The organism is Janthinobacterium glycogeni (genome assembly GCF_051380725.1).
Lineage (GTDB): Bacteria > Pseudomonadota > Gammaproteobacteria > Burkholderiales > Burkholderiaceae_D > Janthinobacterium.
The window spans coordinates 130,915-147,961 of record NZ_JBNYXP010000008.1; the positions used below are offsets into that span (position 1 = coordinate 130,915).

General features: G+C 61.8%; 17 protein-coding genes. 11 read left to right on the top strand and 6 right to left on the bottom strand.

Annotation, left to right across the window (positions count from 1 at the left end; genetic code table 11):
• Positions 1-38: 38 nt before the first annotated feature.
• Together ACQ4W4_RS19435 and ACQ4W4_RS19440 are read left to right on the top strand one after the other, a co-directional pair.
• The gene (locus tag ACQ4W4_RS19435; protein ID WP_436543340.1) at positions 39-890 is read left to right on the top strand and encodes an MOSC domain-containing protein; all 852 of its coding nucleotides are present in this window, start codon (positions 39-41) and stop codon (positions 888-890) included.
• Positions 891-924: 34 nt separating this feature from the next.
• Entirely contained in the window at positions 925-2,082 is a 1,158-nt protein-coding gene (locus ACQ4W4_RS19440) for a GGDEF domain-containing protein (RefSeq protein ID WP_436543341.1), read from the top strand.
• Here the strand turns inward: ACQ4W4_RS19440 and ACQ4W4_RS19445 are convergent, their stop codons facing one another.
• Positions 2,083-4,062, bottom strand: a complete 1,980-nt coding sequence (locus tag ACQ4W4_RS19445; RefSeq protein WP_436543342.1) for a cation:proton antiporter domain-containing protein — start codon at positions 4,060-4,062, stop codon at positions 2,083-2,085.
• A gap of 84 nt (positions 4,063-4,146) precedes the next feature.
• Between ACQ4W4_RS19445 and ACQ4W4_RS19450 the strand changes: the two genes are divergently transcribed.
• The 8 genes from ACQ4W4_RS19450 to ACQ4W4_RS19485 all read left to right on the top strand — a co-directional run bounded on the left by ACQ4W4_RS19450 (position 4,147) and on the right by ACQ4W4_RS19485 (position 10,859).
• Positions 4,147-5,181: a KpsF/GutQ family sugar-phosphate isomerase gene (locus ACQ4W4_RS19450; RefSeq protein ID WP_436543343.1), complete on the top strand. Its 1,035-nt coding sequence runs from the start codon at positions 4,147-4,149 to the stop codon at positions 5,179-5,181.
• Positions 5,181-5,714, top strand: a complete 534-nt coding sequence (locus ACQ4W4_RS19455; RefSeq protein WP_436524188.1) for a KdsC family phosphatase — start codon at positions 5,181-5,183, stop codon at positions 5,712-5,714. Before ACQ4W4_RS19450 ends, ACQ4W4_RS19455 begins: the two co-directional genes overlap by 1 nt.
• A gap of 42 nt (positions 5,715-5,756) precedes the next feature.
• Positions 5,757-6,368, top strand: coding sequence for an LPS export ABC transporter periplasmic protein LptC (lptC, locus tag ACQ4W4_RS19460; protein WP_436543344.1), 612 nt, complete (start codon positions 5,757-5,759; stop codon positions 6,366-6,368).
• Positions 6,369-6,393: 25 nt separating this feature from the next.
• A complete protein-coding gene (gene lptA / locus ACQ4W4_RS19465; protein ID WP_436543345.1) occupies positions 6,394-6,975 on the top strand; it encodes a lipopolysaccharide transport periplasmic protein LptA in 582 nt (193 codons plus the stop codon).
• The gene (gene lptB, locus ACQ4W4_RS19470) at positions 6,975-7,730 is read left to right on the top strand and encodes an LPS export ABC transporter ATP-binding protein (protein ID WP_034753325.1); all 756 of its coding nucleotides are present in this window, start codon (positions 6,975-6,977) and stop codon (positions 7,728-7,730) included. Before lptA ends, lptB begins: the two co-directional genes overlap by 1 nt.
• Before the next feature lie 4 nt (positions 7,731-7,734).
• Positions 7,735-9,213 carry an RNA polymerase factor sigma-54 gene (locus ACQ4W4_RS19475; RefSeq protein ID WP_436543346.1) on the top strand — a complete coding sequence of 493 codons (1,479 nt, stop codon included), beginning with the start codon at positions 7,735-7,737 and terminating at the stop codon, positions 9,211-9,213.
• A gap of 69 nt (positions 9,214-9,282) precedes the next feature.
• Positions 9,283-9,645 (top strand): ribosome hibernation-promoting factor, HPF/YfiA family, encoded by a 363-nt coding sequence (gene hpf, locus ACQ4W4_RS19480; protein WP_035824124.1) that lies wholly within the window; start codon positions 9,283-9,285, stop codon positions 9,643-9,645.
• Between the two features lie 128 nt (positions 9,646-9,773).
• Positions 9,774-10,859: a 3-hydroxyisobutyryl-CoA hydrolase gene (locus ACQ4W4_RS19485; protein WP_436543347.1), complete on the top strand. Its 1,086-nt coding sequence runs from the start codon at positions 9,774-9,776 to the stop codon at positions 10,857-10,859.
• On the opposite strand, the gene rapZ is transcribed toward ACQ4W4_RS19485, so the two are convergent.
• The 5 genes from rapZ to ilvA form a co-directional block, all read right to left on the bottom strand.
• Complete coding sequence (gene rapZ / locus ACQ4W4_RS19490; RefSeq protein WP_070221648.1) at positions 10,860-11,723, bottom strand: RNase adapter RapZ; 864 nt, start codon at positions 11,721-11,723, stop codon at positions 10,860-10,862.
• A 146-nt stretch (positions 11,724-11,869) separates the two neighbouring features.
• Positions 11,870-12,805: an HPr(Ser) kinase/phosphatase gene (gene hprK / locus ACQ4W4_RS19495; RefSeq protein WP_034753337.1), complete on the bottom strand. Its 936-nt coding sequence runs from the start codon at positions 12,803-12,805 to the stop codon at positions 11,870-11,872.
• Between the two features lie 36 nt (positions 12,806-12,841).
• Positions 12,842-13,324 (bottom strand): PTS sugar transporter subunit IIA, encoded by a 483-nt coding sequence (locus tag ACQ4W4_RS19500; protein ID WP_034753339.1) that lies wholly within the window; start codon positions 13,322-13,324, stop codon positions 12,842-12,844.
• 333 nt (positions 13,325-13,657) lie between these two features.
• Positions 13,658-14,500, bottom strand: a complete 843-nt coding sequence (gene queF, locus ACQ4W4_RS19505) for an NADPH-dependent 7-cyano-7-deazaguanine reductase QueF (protein ID WP_436543348.1) — start codon at positions 14,498-14,500, stop codon at positions 13,658-13,660.
• A gap of 112 nt (positions 14,501-14,612) precedes the next feature.
• Complete coding sequence (gene ilvA, locus ACQ4W4_RS19510; RefSeq protein ID WP_070221646.1) at positions 14,613-16,151, bottom strand: threonine ammonia-lyase, biosynthetic; 1,539 nt, start codon at positions 16,149-16,151, stop codon at positions 14,613-14,615.
• 201 nt (positions 16,152-16,352) lie between these two features.
• On the opposite strand from ilvA, the gene ACQ4W4_RS19515 reads away from it, so the two are divergent.
• Positions 16,353-16,844, top strand: coding sequence for a YqaA family protein (locus tag ACQ4W4_RS19515; RefSeq protein WP_035824134.1), 492 nt, complete (start codon positions 16,353-16,355; stop codon positions 16,842-16,844).
• The last annotated feature ends 203 nt before the right edge of the window (positions 16,845-17,047 follow it).

Below are 17,047 nucleotides of genomic sequence, written 5' to 3' on the forward strand. Positions count from 1 at the left end.
TGGCAGAAGCAGCAACACTGTTCCTTCTCCCCCCGTCCATGGCTATCCTGTCCGACATCATCCTGTATCCGATCAAATCGTGCGCCGGCATCCATTTGCGCGAGGCGGTCCTGACGCGCTCAGGGCTGATGAGCGAGCACGTGTTCGACCGCGAATGGATGGTGGTGGACGAGCAGGGCCGCTTCCTGACCCAGCGCGAACATCCGCGCATGGCGCTGATCGTGCCGTCCATCAAGGCCAGCACGCTGGAATTGCGTGCGCCGGGCATGCTGCGCCTGGAAATCGAACTGGGCTTGCCGCATCCGCAACTGGCCCCGGTGCTGGAGGTGCAGGTGTGGGACGATACCGTGCGCGCCTACGATTGCGACGAGGTGACGGCGACGTGGTTTTCCAAGGCCATCGGCGTGCCCTGCCGCCTCGTGCGCTTTCACCCGGACGTGGTGCGCGCCACCAGTACCACATGGACGGATGGCGTGGCCGCCTCGACCATGTTTGCCGACGGCTACCCGGTGCTGATCGCGGGCGCCGCCTCGCTGGCCGATGTCAACGACAAGCTGCGCGCCGCCGGCCGTGAAGCGCTGCCGATGAACCGCTTCCGGCCCAACCTCGTCATCGGCGACATCGGCGCCTTCGAGGAAGATTACGCCGACTTCCTGCAATTGGGCGCGACAACCTTGAAACCTGTCAAGCCGTGCTCGCGCTGCCCGATCCCGTCGGTGGACCAGGCCACGGGCGTGCCCGGCCCGGATCCGCTCGACGTCATGCATGGCTATCGCGCCAAGCCCGAGCTCGACGGCGCCATCTGCTTTGGCATGAACGCCATCGTCACCGAAGGCGGCGATGAGCGTATCGTGGTGGGGCAGGACATCGGTTTCGAACTGGCATTTTAAGCATGGTGCCCGTACACAAGGGTTTAAGGTTTCTATGAATCAAGCAATACCGCCGGACCCGCGCATTGCCAGCCTCGAAGCCGAAAACCAGGCCTTGCGCGCGCGCATGGCTTTTCTGCTGGAACAGGTCGAACGCAACCACGACATCATGTGCCGCCACCAGGCGTTCGACCTGGAAATCGTCAGCGCGTCCACGTTTCCCGAACTGATCGGCACCATCTTCCGCACCCTGCCCGTGATTTCCGACCTCGACGGCGTCACCTTGAGCCTGCTCGACGAGGATGACGATATCGTGCTGGTGATGGAAAAGCTGGGCGTCGATTTCACGGCCTTCCCGCAGTTGCTGTTCGTGCATGCCGTGGCGGAGCTGGGGTTTACCTCGCCGGCGCCGGCGGCCGAGGGCGAAGCGGCCTTGCCGCCATCGCCGTCGCTCGGTGCCTTCGATGCGGCCGTGCATGGCCCGCGTTTTCCGCAGATCGAATCTCTGCGCAGCGTGGCGCTGGTGCCCTTGTTGCGCAACAAGCGCCTGATCGGCAGCCTGAACCTGGCCAGCAGCGACGTGACGCGCTTTACGCCCGCGCTGGGCACGGATTTCATCAAGCACATGGCGTCCATCATCGCCATTTGCCTGGAAAACGTGATCAGCAATGAAATGCTCAAATACATCGGCTTGACCGATTCCCTGACGGGCGTCTACAACCGGCGTTATATCGACCGCCGCCTGCTGGAAGAAATCGCCCGCGCGCGGCGCCAGAATTATTGCATCTCATGCATGTATATCGATATCGACCATTTCAAGCTGTTCAATGACAAGCATGGGCACCAGGGCGGCGATGAAGTGCTGCGCGAAGTGGCTACGCGCATCCGCACGGAATTGCGCCGCTCCGATGCGCTGGGCCGCTTCGGCGGCGAAGAATTCGTCGTGCTGCTGATCGACGCCGACCTCGACAGCGCGACCTTCGTGGCCGAGCGTATACGCGCCAGCATCGCCGGCACCATGTTCGACTTGCCGGGCAGCGCGCAGGCGTGGGTCAGCGTGTCGATCGGCGTGGCCAGTCTGGAAGCGGACGCGGCGCTGCTCCCGATCGAAACGGTGGCGCAGCAACTGGTGGCGCACGCCGATCAGGCCCTGTACCAGGCCAAGGCCGAAGGCCGCAACAAGGTCGTCAGCTGGCAGGCGCAGCCCGGCTAATCATTTCAATAGCAAGGTTTCGGCCTTGGCCACGGCGTCGGCCGTGCCGCGCAGCACCACCACGTCGCCGCTGGCCAGCTGCGTTTCCGGGCTGACATCGAGGCTGCCGCGGCCGCGGCGGATGGCCGTCACAAACGCGCCGCAGCCGGCTACATCGATCGCACTCAGGGGCAAGTCCACGCAATGCGCGCCTTCGCTGACGGTGACCGTATGCAGGCGTTCCAGCTCCGCATCGTCGCCAGCGTCGCTGGAGCCGTGGAAATAGCCGCGCAGGGACGCATAGCGTTCCTCGCGCGCCGCCTGCACGCGGTGCACCACGCGGCGCAGGGGCACGCCCATCATGATCAAGGCGTGCGAAGCGAGCATCAAACTGCCTTCCATTAATTCCGGCACTACTTCGGCCGCACCTGCCTTCTTCAGCTGGTCGAGGTCGGTATCGTCGTGGCTGCGCACGATGACGGGCAAGGTCGGCGCCATTTCTTTGAGTAAATGCAATAACTTCAGTGCCGAGGGCGTGTTGGCATACGTGATCACCACGGCGCTGGCCCGGTAGATGCCGGCCGCCACCAGGCTTTCGCGCCGGCCCGCGTCGCCATACGAGACGTGGGCGCCGGCCAGCTGCGCTTCCTGCACCCGTTCCGGGTCCAGGTCCAGCGCGTGGTATTCGATCTTTTCTTCCGCCAGCAGGGTGGCCAGGCTTTGCCCGCTGCGCCCGAAGCCGGCGATCAGCACGTGTTTCTGCGACGCCATCGTGCGCGTGGCGATCTTCGTCAGCGCCAGCGATTGCATCATCCAGTCGTTGGCGGCCAGTTTCATGACGATGGCGTCGGACTTGGCGATGAGGAAGGGCGCCACCAGCATCGACAGCACCATCGAGGCCAGCACCACCTGCACGACGAACGGGTCCATCAGCTTGATGCCGCCGGCCAGATTCAGCAGCACGAAGCCGAACTCGCCCGCCTGCGCCAGTCCCAGCCCCGTGCGCAGGGCCACGCCGTTGCTGGAGCCGAACAGCCGGGCCAGGCCCGCGATCAGGGCGAATTTCAGCAGCACGGGGCCGCACAGCAGCAGCAGGACGAGCCACCAGTTCTCAAACACCACGCGGATATTGAGCAGCATGCCGACGGTGATGAAGAACAGGCCCAGCAGCACGTCGCGGAAGGGCTTGATATCCTCTTCCACCTGGTGCTTGAATTCCGTTTCGGAAATGAGCATGCCGGCAACAAACGCGCCCAGGGCCAGCGACAGTCCCGCCCGCTCCGTGATCCAGGCCGCGCCCAGCGTGATCAGCAGCAGATTGAGCATGAACAATTCCTGCGAGCGTCGCTTGGCGACGATGGTCAGCCAGCCGCGCACCATCTTCTGGCCGAGGAACAGCAGCAGGATCAGCACGACCAGGGCCTTGCCGCCGGCCCAGGCCAGGGTTTCGGCCAGGTTGTCCGAATCGCGGGTGAGGGCGGGAATCAGGATCAGCAGGGGCACGACGGCCAGGTCCTGGAACAGCAGGATGCCGATAATCTTGCGGCCGTGTTCGCTTTCAAGTTCCAGCCGCTCCGTGAGCATTTTCGAGACGATGGCCGTCGAGGACATGGCCAGCGCCCCGCCCAGGGCGAACGCGGCTTGCCAGCTCAGGTGGATGTAGGCGGACAGGTAGCGCCCGACGAACCAGCCGAAGACGACGGTGGCGATGATGGTGGTGACCACCTGCGCCATGCCAAGGCCGAAAACGATGCGCCGCATGGCGAGGAACTTGGGCAGAGAAAACTCGAGCCCGATGGAAAACATCAGGAAGACGACGCCGAACTCGGCCAGGGTGTGGCTGGCTTCATTTTCCGCCGCCAGGCCCAGCGCATGGGGGCCGATGACGATGCCGACGGCCAGGTAGCCGAGCATGGGCGGCAAATGCAACATTCTGAAAGCGACCACGCCCAGCACGGCGCTGCCGAGTAACATCAGGGTCAGTTCAAGCGAGGAAAACATGGGTTGCCCGGTGCGGTCAATGGAAATCGTTGTTTGTTGTGACTGGCAAGTTTTTTGCTTTCCTAATTCGTTTATACTTTGGGCATGAGTGTAACCCATGAAAAAACAATGCTGAAAGCTTTTGATCGAATTGACATGCAAGCGACCACCGAGCGCGCCGTCGCGCTGGCCCGCACCACCTTGCAGATCGAGTCCGACGCCATCAATGCGCTGCACGCGCGCCTGGCCACGGACGACAGCGTGGGCCGCGCCGTGGCGATGTTGCTGCAATGCAAAGGGCGCGTCGTCGTCTCGGGCATCGGCAAGTCCGGCCATATCGCGCGCAAGATTGCCGCCACCCTCGCTTCCACCGGCACGCCGGCCCTGTTCGTGCATCCGGCCGAAGCGGCCCATGGCGACCTGGGCATGGTCACCTCGGACGATGCTTTTATTGCCATCTCTTACTCGGGCGAGTCGTCCGAACTGATGGCCATCATGCCCGTCGTCAAGCGCATGGGCGGCGTACTGATTTCCATGACGGGTAAACCGAACTCGAGCCTGGCCCAGTTGGCCGATGTGCACCTGGATATTTCTGTTGAGAAAGAAGCCTGTCCGCTGAACCTGGCGCCGACGGCCAGCACCACCGTCACCCTGGCCTTGGGCGACGCGATCGCCGTGGCCTTGCTCGACTTGCGCGGCTTCAAGGAAGAAGATTTCGCCCGTTCGCATCCGGGCGGCGCCCTGGGCCGTCGCCTGCTGACGCACGTGCATGACGTCATGCGCAGCGGCGAACGGGTGCCGAAGGTGCCCGTGGGGGCGTCCTTGCTGCAGGCGCTGGAAGAAATGACGAAGAAGGGCATGGGCATGACGGCCGTCGTCGATGCGGACGACCGCCCCGTGGGCGTGTTTACGGATGGCGACTTGCGCCGCATGTTCGAGCGCGTGCAGGATTTCACGCAAGTGGCGATCCGCGACGTCATGCATGCGCAGCCGCGCAGCATCGCGCCCGAACGCCTGGCTGTCGATGCCGTGGCCGTGATGGAACAGTTCCGCATTAACCAGATGCTGGTCGTCGATGCCGACGGCAAGCTGGTGGGCGCCCTGCATATCCATGATCTGACGCAAGCGAAGGTGATCTGATGGATAGCGTAGCGGACAATCTGGCACGCGCAGCCAAGGTCAAACTGATGATCTTTGACGTCGATGGCGTGCTCACCGACGGCAGCCTGCATTTCGGCCCCGATGGCGAAATGATGAAAACGTTTAATGTGTATGATGGCCTGGGCATCAAGCTGCTGCAGGAATCGGGTGTGCAGACGGCCATCATCAGCGCGCGCCGCTCGGCCATCACGGCGCGCCGCGCGCAAGACCTGGGCATTACCCATGTGCACCAGGGCGGTCACGACAAGCTGACGCCGTTTCGCGAACTGCTGGCGCTGACGGGCTTGACGGAAGAGCAATGCGGCTACATCGGCGACGACGTCATCGATGCGCCCATCCTGCGCCGCGTGGGCTTTGCCGTCAGCGTGCCGGGCGGGCGTCCGGAAGCGCAGGGCCTGGCGCACCATGTGACGCAGGCCGGCGGCGGCCGCGGCGCGGTGCGCGAAATCTGCGAATTCCTGCTGCGCGCCCAGGACAACTATGCGCGCGTCATGGCGCCGTTCCTGGAGTGAGGTGCGCCTTGCCGCCAGTGACCTATGAAAGAGTGAAACCCTATGCGTAAGCCAGGAGGCGCCCATCGCTGGCGCATGATTTTTACCCTGCTGGGCGCGGTCGTCGTCGCGCTGGCCAGCTTTTGGCTGCTTGAAGTGATGAACAAGAATGGCCAGGACATCAGGGCCAGCAAGCATCTGGATGAGCCCGACTATTTCATTACCAATTTCAGCTTGGTGCGCATGGACTTGACGGGTAAGCCCAGCTATATCGTATCGGGCAACAAGCTCACGCATTATCCGGCCGACGATTCGTCCGATATCGACCAGCCCTTCGTGCGCAAGCTTACGCCCGGCATGCCGCCGTTGAACATGAATGCGGAACTGGCGCATATCGACCAGGACAATACCCGGCTGCAACTGCACCGCAAGGTCGTGATCGACCGCGTGGCCAGTCCGAAGGCACAGAACCTGACGGTCAGGACGGAAGCGCTGACGGTGTTTCCGGACGAAGAACGAATGGAAACGGACGTGCCTGTCAATATCCTGACGGGCGCCTCGCGCATCAATGGTATCGGCATGAAGGCCAATAACGCCACTGGCGTGGTGGAAGTGCAGAATGCGCTGCGCATGGTCCTCCCGCCGAAACCGCGCCCGGCCGCGGCGGCAAAATGACAGAATGAAACAAGGAAACCATACTATGAAGAACATCTTGCTGTTGAGCGTATTTTCTCTGGCCCTCATGGGCGTGGCGCATGCCGAGAAGGCCGATTCCGAGAAGGAAGCCGTCATCACGGCGCGTAGCGGTCACGTCGATGACGTCAAGCAGATTCGTACCCTGACGGGCGACGTCGTGCTGGTCAAGGGCACGCTGACCATGAAGGCGGGCCGGGCCCTGATCACGGAAGACCCGCAAGGCTACCAGTTCATCACCTTCTGGGCCGATCCCGGCAAGCTGGCCACCTTCCGCCAGAAGCGCGATGGCGCCGGCGACCTGTGGGTCGAAGGCGAAGCGGAGCGTGTTGAATACGACAACAAGACGGAAGTGGTGAAACTGTTTTCCAAAGCCAAGCTGACGCGCCTGGAAGGCACGAAAGTGACCGACGTGGCCAATGGCGCCTTCATCTCGTATGACAGCCGCAAGGAAGTATTCAAGATGGAAAATTCCGACAGCGGCACCAGCACCTCCGATGGCGGCAGCGTGCGCATGGTGATCCAGCCGAAGACCAAGGCGCCCGCGGCGGAGAAAGCCCCGGCCACGCCTGCGCCAGGAACGAAATAATGGACAATACCCGTTGCGGCAGCACCCTGATCGTTCGCGGACTGCAAAAAACCTATGGCAAGCGGCAAGTCGTGCATGATGTCTCGCTGCAAGTCGAATGCGGCGAAGTGGTGGGGCTGCTGGGCCCGAACGGCGCCGGCAAGACCACCTCGTTCTACATGATCGTCGGGCTGGTGCCGTCGGACGGCGGCAGCATCGACATCAGCGGCGTGGACATTTCCAGCCTGCCGATCCACCGCCGCGCGCAGATGGGCCTGTCGTATCTGCCGCAGGAGGCGTCCGTGTTCCGCAAGCTGACGGTGGAAGACAATATCCGCGCCGTACTGGAAATCCAGACCGTCGAAGGCCGTCCTTTGAAGAAGGCCGAGATCGAGGAACGCCTGGATAAACTGCTGGCCGACTTGCAGATTGAAAAGTTGCGCGAGAATCAGGCGCTGTCCCTGTCGGGCGGCGAGCGCCGCCGCGTGGAAATCGCCCGTGCCCTGGCCACCGATCCCCGTTTCGTGCTGCTCGACGAACCGTTTGCCGGCGTCGATCCGATCGCCGTGATCGAGATCCAGCGCATCGTGCGCTTCTTGAAGGAGCGCAATATCGGCGTGCTGATCACCGATCATAATGTGCGCGAGACGCTGGGTATTTGCGATCGTGCCTACATCATCAACCAGGGCTCGGTACTGGCGTCGGGACGCCCCGACGACATCATCGCGAACGAGTCGGTACGCCGGGTCTATCTGGGCGAACACTTCCGCATGTAAGCCAATGAAACAATCATTGCAGCTGCGCACTTCGCAGCACCTGGCACTGACGCCGCAGTTGCAGCAATCGATACGCCTGTTGCAATTGTCTACGCTGGAATTGCACCAGGAACTCGAGCAACTGCTGACGGACAATCCCTTGCTCGAGCGCCTAGACGATCCGCTCGACCGTTCGCTGCGCCTGCTGTCCGACGGGGCTTTGAGCTCCACGGCGGCGCCGGCCGAAGCGCCGCCCCAGCCGCCTGGCCAGGAGGCGCCCGCGGCGCCGGCCGAAGTGGAAACCTTTGACGGCGAGGCGGGCGAGGGCCCGGCCGCCGCCGATGGCGGCGACAGCGACTGGAGCGAAGCGAGCCGGGGCAAGGCGCCCGACGACGAAGATTCCCGCCCGCAACTGGAGGCCCATCACTGCACCCTGCGCGAACACCTGATGGAGCAGATGCGCGTGACGGTGCTTGAATTGCGCGACCGCGCGCTGGTCGAGCTGATCATCGACGCGCTCGATGATAATGGCTATCTGGAAGAGTCGCTCGACGACATTCTGGCGCGCCTGCCGGAAGAGCTGGAAATCGATGCCGACGAGATGCGCACGGCCTTGTCGCTGCTGCAAAGTTTCGATCCGCCCGGCGTGGGCGCGCGCAATGCATCCGAATGCCTGGCCCTGCAAATCAAGCGCTTGCCGCACATCGCCATGGTGACGCGGCGCATGGCCCTCGTCATCGTGGAAAAGCACCTGGCCTGGTTTGCCCAGCGCGATTTCAACAAGCTGAAAAAAGCCCTCGACTGCGACGATGAAGACTTGCGCGAAGCGCAGACGGTGATTCGCCAGTGCAATCCGCATCCGGGCGCCGTGTTCGCCTCGGACGTGTCCGATTACGTGGTGCCCGACGTCGTCGTCAAGCGCGCGCGCAATGGCTGGCAAGTGACCCTGAACAACGACGTCATGCCGCGCCTGCGCGTGAACGCCATGTACGCCAACCTGCTCAAGCAGGGCAAGGGCGAAGGCGCCATGGGCGCACAGTTGCAGGAAGCCAAGTGGCTGATCAAGAATATGCGCCAGCGCTTCGACACGATCCTGCGTGTGGCGCAGGCGATAGTAGAAAGACAAAAGAACTTTTTCTCGCATGGGGCCGTTGCCATGCGCCCCCTTGTGCTCCGTGAAATAGCTGATACACTGGGTTTACACGAGAGTACTATCTCGCGGGTAACAACTCAAAAGTACATGCTGACCCCGCACGGCATGTTCGAGTTGAAATATTTCTTTGGTAGCCACGTCGCCACCGAAGCGGGGGGCGAAGCGTCATCGACGGCGATACGGGCATTGATCGTGCAACTGACAGGAGCAGAAGACCCTAAAAATCCTTTATCCGACAGTAAGATTGCGGACATGCTGGGGGAACAAGGCATGGTGATTGCGCGACGTACTGTTGCCAAATACCGGGAAGCGTTAAAAATTCCGCCAGTGAGCCTGCGTAAGTGTTTGTAAGTTTTTTTCGGTTCCTCTGCGGGCCGGAGTCGATGGACCGCACGAACCCGATCATCTTTAGGAGTGTGTATGAATCTCACCATCAGCGGACATCATCTCGAAGTGACACCAGCCATCCGTGAATACGTACAAACGAAGCTGGAGCGCGTGAAACGTCATTTCGATCAAGTCATCGATATCGCCGTGATTCTGACCGTGGATAACCTCAAAGAGAAAGAAAAACGTCAAAAGGCCGAAGTCAACCTGCGTTTGAGCGGCAAGACCGTCTATGTGGAAAGCCTGGCGCACGACCTGTACGCCGCGATCGATACCCTGATCGACAAGCTCGATAGGCAAGTGATGAAATACAAAACCAAAGTGCAAGGGCACGGTAAAGAGGCGATCAAGCATCTGCCAGACAACTCCGAGGAAGACGCCGTCGTCGCCGTCTAAGGCCACCCGCTTCCAGCAGTTGTGATCAACTAAGGGCGCACATTGCGCCCTTTTTTGCGTCCAGCGAAACGCAATGTGCCCCGCGCAGGCGCTAGAATGTTTGCACTTTCACTTCTTTCCTGCCTGCCATGAGCGACCTCGTCCAGATTTCCATCCGCCACCGCACGGGCCACATCGTGCTCGACCGTCCAAAAGCCTTGAATTCCCTGTCGCTGGAGATGGTGCGCGCCCTGAGCGCGGCCTTGCTGGCCTGGCGCGATGATCCGCAGGTGGACGCCGTCATCATTCGCTCCAGCAGCGAGAAAGGCCTGTGCGCCGGCGGCGACATCCGTTTCTTTTACGATGCGGGCCTGGCCACGCCGCAAGGGGGCAGCGCGCTGCTGGAAGATTTCTTTACGGAAGAATACGCTTTAAATCATTTGATCCATTTTTATCCGAAACCGTATATCGCTGTGATGGATGGCGTGGTGATGGGCGGCGGCATGGGCGTGGCGCAAGCGGGGCCCGGCAACCGCCTGCGCATCGTCACGGGCCGCACGCGCATGGCCATGCCGGAAGTCAATATCGGCCTGTTCCCCGACGTGGGCGGCAGTTATTTTTTATCCCGCCTGGCAGGCCAGCTGGGCCTTTACCTGGGCTTGACGGGCTTGACGATCAACGCGGCCGACGCCCTGTACACGGGCCTGGCCGATGTCTACCTGCCCGAGGCGCAGATGGGGGCGCTGCTGGCCCTGTTCGAGTCGACGCCGGGCGAGGCCTTGCCGGTCGCCATCAAGGCGCTGGCGGCCCCGTTTCAGGCCGAGGCGGGCGCTTCTGCCCTGGCCACGGCGCGCGCGGCGCTGGACCGCCATTTCAGCGCGGGTTCGGTGGCGGCCATCATGGCCTCGCTGGCGCAGGACGATGGCGCATTCGCCGCCAGGGCGCTGGCGGCCATGCGCCTGCGCTCTCCCTTGATGATGTCGGTGACTTTGGAATTGCTGCAGCGGGGCGCCCACCTGGGCGTGGCCGATTGCCTGCGCATGGAGCGCACGGTGGTGCGCCGCAATTTCGAGCATGGCGAAGTGCTCGAGGGCGTGCGCGCGCTGGTGGTCGACAAGGACAATGCGCCGCGCTGGAATCCCGCCAGCCTGGACGAAGTCGACGCGGCCATGGTGGCGCGCTTCTTTGTGCCCGTCTGGCCTGCGCAGGCGCATCCGCTGCGCCACCTCGATTAACTAGGAGCGCTCGCGATGGCGCAGTACGACTCTTTCCTTGGGGCCGAAATACTGCGCCAGCCGCTCCGCCATGTACACGGAGCGGTGCTGGCCGCCCGTGCAGCCGAGGGCCACCGTCAGGTAGCTGCGGTTGTCGGACTTGAACGACGGCAGCCATTTCTCGATGAAGGCGCGGATGTCGGCCAGCAGCTCCAGCGCGCTCGGCTGCGCGTCGAGGAAGGCGATCACGGGCGCGTCGCGGCCATCGAGCGGGCGCAGGGCCAGGTCGTAATAGGGATTGGGCAAGGCCCGCACGTCGAAGACGAAATCGGCATCGAGCGGCACGCCCAGCTTGAAGGCGAACGATTCGAAGAACAGGGTCAGCGGCGCGCGTTCGGAGGCGACGATATCCTTGATCCACGCGCGCAGTTTGTTGGCGCTCAGTTCCGAGGTATCGATCACATGGCCCAGCTGCTCGATGGCCGACAGACGTTCGCGTTCTTCCGAGATGCACTCGATCAGGGTGCGACGGCTGGCCGGATTCTGGTTCGGGCGCAATTCGTGGGACAGCGGATGGCTGCGCCGTGTTTCCGAGAAGCGCGCTACCAGCGAATGCGTGGTGGCTGTCAGGAACATGACCTTGACGTCGTGCCCCTGGTCGCGCAGCAGCGCGACATTGTGCGGCAAGCTGACGAGCGACTCGGCGCTGCGCGCATCGACGGCCACGGCCAGCTGCGGCGTGCCTTCGTCGAGCAAGGTTTGCACCAGGCTGGGCAGCAAGGCCGGCGGCAGGTTGTCGACACAATAGTAGCCGGTATCTTCCAGCACATTGAGCGCGACGGATTTACCGGAGCCGGATATTCCGGTGATAAGGACGATATGCATACACCGATCATACAATAAAGATCGGCGCTCTGCTCCCAAGGCAATTATCTTTACAAATTATTGCAATTATTGTTCGAGCATTGCTTGTTTAATTGTTGCCATGGGCGTCAATGTGGGGTCAGACCCGTCGGGTCGGACCCCGGTAATTAGTCACCACTCATTGCCAAACGTTGCCGCTCCATGAACTCCTGCAAGGTATCGATGCCGCGCAGCTGCAGTATCGTGTTGCGCACGGCCGCTTCCAGCAGCACGGCGATGTTGCGGCCGGCGGCGACGGGGATGACGACCTTGCGCACGGGCAGACCGAGTACGTCTTCCGTAGGGAACAGGAAGGGCAGGCGCTCGACTTCTTCTTCCAGCGCGTTGCGGCGCACCAGGTGCACGATCAGTTTCAAACGCATCTTGCGGCGCACGGCCGTTTCGCCAAAGATGGCCTTGATGTCGAGCAAGCCCAGGCCCCGCACTTCCAGCAGGTTTTGCAGCAGGGGAGGGCAGCGGCCTTCGATCATGTTGGGCGCGATGCGCGAGAATTCGACGGCGTCGTCGGCCACCAGGCCGTGGCTGCGCGAAATCAGCTCCAGGCCCAGCTCGCTCTTGCCCAGACCCGAATCGCCCGTGATCAGCACGCCCACGCCCAGCACGTCCATGAACACGCCGTGCATGATGATGCGCTGCGCCAGTTTTTTCGACAGGTAGACGCGCAGGAAGTCGATCACTTGCGCGGCCGGCAGCGGGGTGGAGAACAGGGGAATGTTTTGCTCGTCGCAGATGGCGAGGATGTCGGGCGGCGTTTCCAGCCCTTGCGCGATGATCAGCGCGGGCGGACCGCCGGCGATCAGCTCGCCGATCACGTGGGTGCGCGTGTTGACCTTCAGGCGCTGATAGTAATTGATTTCCTGGTGGCCGAAGACCTGGATGCGGCCCGGATGGATCAGGTTCAAGTGGCCTACCTGGTCGGCGGCCGACGAGACGTCGCCCGAGATCAGGCGTTCGCCGCCGGGGAAGCCGGCGAACCAGCCCAGTTGCAGACTTTCACGATTATCGTCGTACAGGCGTTGTATCGTCAGCGGCGTTTGCAACATGGCAGTCTTCTTCAGGAGTGGAGGAATACCTGAAGTTTAACCCGCCGCTTGCAGACTGGGTTGCCAATTGACGATGCGCGAATGCACGGATTTCGGTTCCGGATCCGTGGCCAGGGCCGTGCGGAAAGCGTCGTCGGAAAACATTTCGGCGATTTCCGACAGGATTTCCAGATGTTGCTGGGTGACATGGTCGGGAATCAGCAGGAAAAACAGCAGATTGACGGGTTTGCCATCGGGCGACTCGAATGGAATCGGCTCGGCCAGGCGCACAAAGGCGCCCAGCGGCGATTTCAAGGTCTTGCTGCCCTTGACCCTGCCGTGCGGCACGGCCACGCCATGACCCAGCCCAGTCGAGCCCAGGCGTTCGCGGGCAAACAGATTGTCCGAGACGGTAGAGCGGGCGATGCCGTAATTGTTTTCGAAGATCAGGCCGGCTTGCTCGAAGGCGCGCTTTTTACTGGAAACTTCCAGGTCCAGCAGGACGTTTTCGAGGGATAATATTTTGCTAAGATTAGTCATGACACTCAATGAAATGGTGCAATGCGCAGAGGGCTTGCGAGCCGAATTATAGGCCTGTTTTCGCGGCCTGTAACGCCAATTCTCAACAGTATACGCCCGCTGCGGGCGCAGTGGGCGCTACAGCCAATGTGGTCATCATTTTAGCAAAAAAATAACATCGGCGTGTATCGGCTATTTCTTGATTAAAAACACGCGGCGCGCCGGTTTTTCCGCCGCCGAATGCCGATTTTCCGATTTTTCAGCGTCTTTGACATGCTCTGCGGCACTACTGCAACGTTGTTTTAAAACACAGCCAACATTCCTGATGGCATGGTTTTGGGTTGTCGCTTGGGATTACTGGCGCGCGTTGCGCAGATTGCCCGGCATCGCTCCCGTGCTGAAGTTGCTGCGCCAGGGGTTGATGTCGAGCCCGCCGCGGCGCGTATAGCGCGCATACACGGACAGTTTTTGCGGTTTGCACTGACGCAAGATATCAACAAAGATGCGCTCCACGCATTGCTCGTGGAACTCATTGTGTTCGCGAAAACCGATCAGGTAGCGCAACAGGCTTTCCTGGTCGATCTGCGGCCCCGCATACTCGATCTGCACGCTGCCCCAGTCGGGCTGGCCCGTCACCAGGCAATTCGATTTGAGCAGGTGCGAGACGAGCTTTTCTTCCACGGGCGCCTCATCGAGCGCCGCCTTCAACAGCAGCGGCGAGGGCGTGTATTGCGTGATTTCCAGGTCCAGGCGGTCGAGCAGCACGCCGTCGAACTCGCCCATTTTCAGCTTGCCGAAATCTTCCTGCAAGGTCAGTTCCACTTGCACGGGCGCGCCAAAACCGTTCGACAAATCCTGCTTGAGCAGGGCCAGCAGCGCTTGCGGGCTGTCCAGCCTGGTCTGGTTGAACGAATTTAAATAGAGCTTGAACGACTTCGATTCGATGATGTTGGGCGAATCGGCCGGCGCGCTGATCTTGGCGATGGCCACCTGCGGCTTGCCGCGCTGGTTCAGCCACGACAGTTCATACGCATTCCAGATATCGAGGCCGAAGAACGGTAATGTGCCGCGCAATTCCAGCTCGTCGCGCTTGCCCTGGCGCGGAATGGGAAACAGCAGTTCCGGCGCGTAATCGGTGCGGTAGGCGGAGCTTTTGCCCAGCGGGGATTGTTCGGCGAGGTCGTTGGTGGTGGTCATGGTCGTGTGGCGTGAATTCAGTCAAGCACGCATGGTAGCCTATTTCGGGGTCAGACCCGTCGGGGGAATGCGCCCCGGTGGGACGCATTCCGATCGCGAAGCGACTGACCTGTTATTGCCCGAGGAACAGCTTATACACAGGATTGCTGCTCTCATCCCAGTAACGGTACCCCAGAGTATCGAGGAAGCGGGCGAATTCTCCCATCTCGTCGGGCGGCACTTGCAGGCCGATCAGGATGCGGCCCACGTCGCCGCCTTGGCTGCGGTAATGGCACAAGGAAATATTCCAGTTCGGCGCCATGCTGTCGAGGAAGCGCATCAGCGCACCCGGGCGTTCGGGGAATTCGAAGCGGTACAGCAACTCGTCCTGCGCCAGCCGGCTCTTGCCCCCCACCAGGTGGCGGATGTGCGACTTGGCCAGTTCGTCGTGGGTCAGGTCCAGGGTCTTGAATTCATGTTCCTCGAACGTCTTCGCCAGCACGCTGGACTCATGCCGGTCGGCAATCTGGATGCCGACGAACACGTGCGCGGCTTTTTCATCGCTGATGCGGTAATTAAATTCCGTCACGTTGCGCGCGCCGATGAGCGAGCAGAAACGCTTGAAGCTGCCCCGCTGTTCGCGCATGGTGACGGCGAACACGGCTTCGCGGAATTCGCCCAGCTCGGCCCGTTCCGCCACAAAACGCAAACGGTCGAAATTCATGTTGGCGCCGCTGGCGATGGTGACCAGGGTTTCATTGTTGACGGGGTGCTTGGTCAGGCTGGCCCGTTCCACATAGGCCTTGGCGCCGGCGATGGCCAGCGCGCCGGACGGCTCCAGAATACTGCGCGTATCCGTAAACACATCCTTGATGGCGGCGCAGATAGCGTCCGTGTCGACCGTGATGATTTCATCGACATACGCCTGCACCAGGCGGAAGGTTTCCTCGCCGGCCAGGCGCACGGCCGTGCCGTCGGCAAACAGGCCCACGTCGTTCAGGGTCACGCGCTCGCCCGCCTTCAGCGAGCGGGCCATGGCGTTCGAATCGACGCTTTGCACGCCGATGATCTTGATATCGGGACGAATCTGTTTCACGTAGGCGGCAATGCCGGCGATCAGGCCGCCGCCGCCAATGGGGGCGAAGATGGCGTGGATGGGGCCGGCGTGCTGGCGCAGGATTTCCATGCCGATCGTGCCCTGGCCGGCGATCACGTCCGGGTCGTCGAACGGGTGCACGAAGGTCAGCTTCTGTTCCTTTTCCAGGGTCAGCGCATGGTTGTAGGCATCCGTGTACGACTCGCCGTGCAGCACCACCTCCACGTTCACGCCGCCGCGTCCCTTGACCGCCTCGACTTTCACCAGCGGCGTGGTGGTCGGCATGACGATGACGGCGCGGCAGCCCATGCGCGCGGCAGACAGGGCCACGCCCTGGGCATGGTTGCCGGCCGAGGCGCAAATCACGCCGCGCTTGCGTTCCGCTTCGCTGAGCTTGGACATCTTGTTGTAGGCGCCGCGAATCTTGAAGCTGAACACGCTTTGCATGTCTTCGCGCTTGAAGTAAATCTGGTTGTTCAGGCGCTGCGACAGGGCAGGGGCCAGTTCCAGAGGCGTTTCGGTGGCGACGTCATAGACGCGGGCGGTCAGGATTTTCTTGAGGTAGTCGATGTTCATAGTCTGCAAGCAAGTGATTCTGGGCCAGAAAGGGTCTGGAGCGTGTCTGTCGATAGCGGCGGCGCCGCGGCGGATAGCCTGGCGACAATAATGCTCTGTGGAACTGCGGGCGGGTCTGCCTTTGCCGGCCGGCGCGTTGTGTGCGGCGCCCAGGCTGCTCTTCATTATAATGGAGAGCCTTACCGCATCGCGAAGTGTTCCATGATCGAATCCGCAATCGCCTGGCTGCTGCAGCTGATCGCAGCACCGGAAGTCGGGCTGACATCGGTCTTTCTGATCAGCTTTATTTCCGCCACCTTGTTGCCGCTCGGCTCTGAGCCGGCCGTGTTTGCCGTCATCAAGGCCAATCCCGCGCTGTTCTGGGCCGCCATCGGCGTCGCCACCCTGGGCAATACCCTGGGCGGCATCGTCGACTACTGGCTCGGCTACCGGGCCAAGCAGGCGTTCGCGAAGGAACGCGACACGCGCTGGTTCCGCTGGCTGGCCCGCTATGGCGCCAAGACCATGCTGCTGGCCTGGCTGCCCATCGTGGGCGACCCCCTGTGCACCCTGGCCGGCTGGCTCAAGCTGCCGTTCTGGCCCAGCGTGGCTTACATGGCCGTCGGCAAGTGCGCGCGCTACCTGACCATGACGGGCTTGCTGCTCTACGTGCCCGATGGCGTATGGCACCGGATTGGCCAGATGCTGGCTTGAATGGGACTGCCTGCAACGCTCGTTTGCCCCATTTTTGGGCAGTTCGATAGTTCGCAGCAGAGTCCGATTCTTGGCATTTTTGCGTCAAAAAATCATGGGAGCTGGTTTTTTATTCATGTAAAAGTGGGATTTTCCATATTTGCTATGGTGGCGGGTGTGGTGCTTAAACCTTGGGCGGCATAAGGCTGTTCCCGCATGGTGCG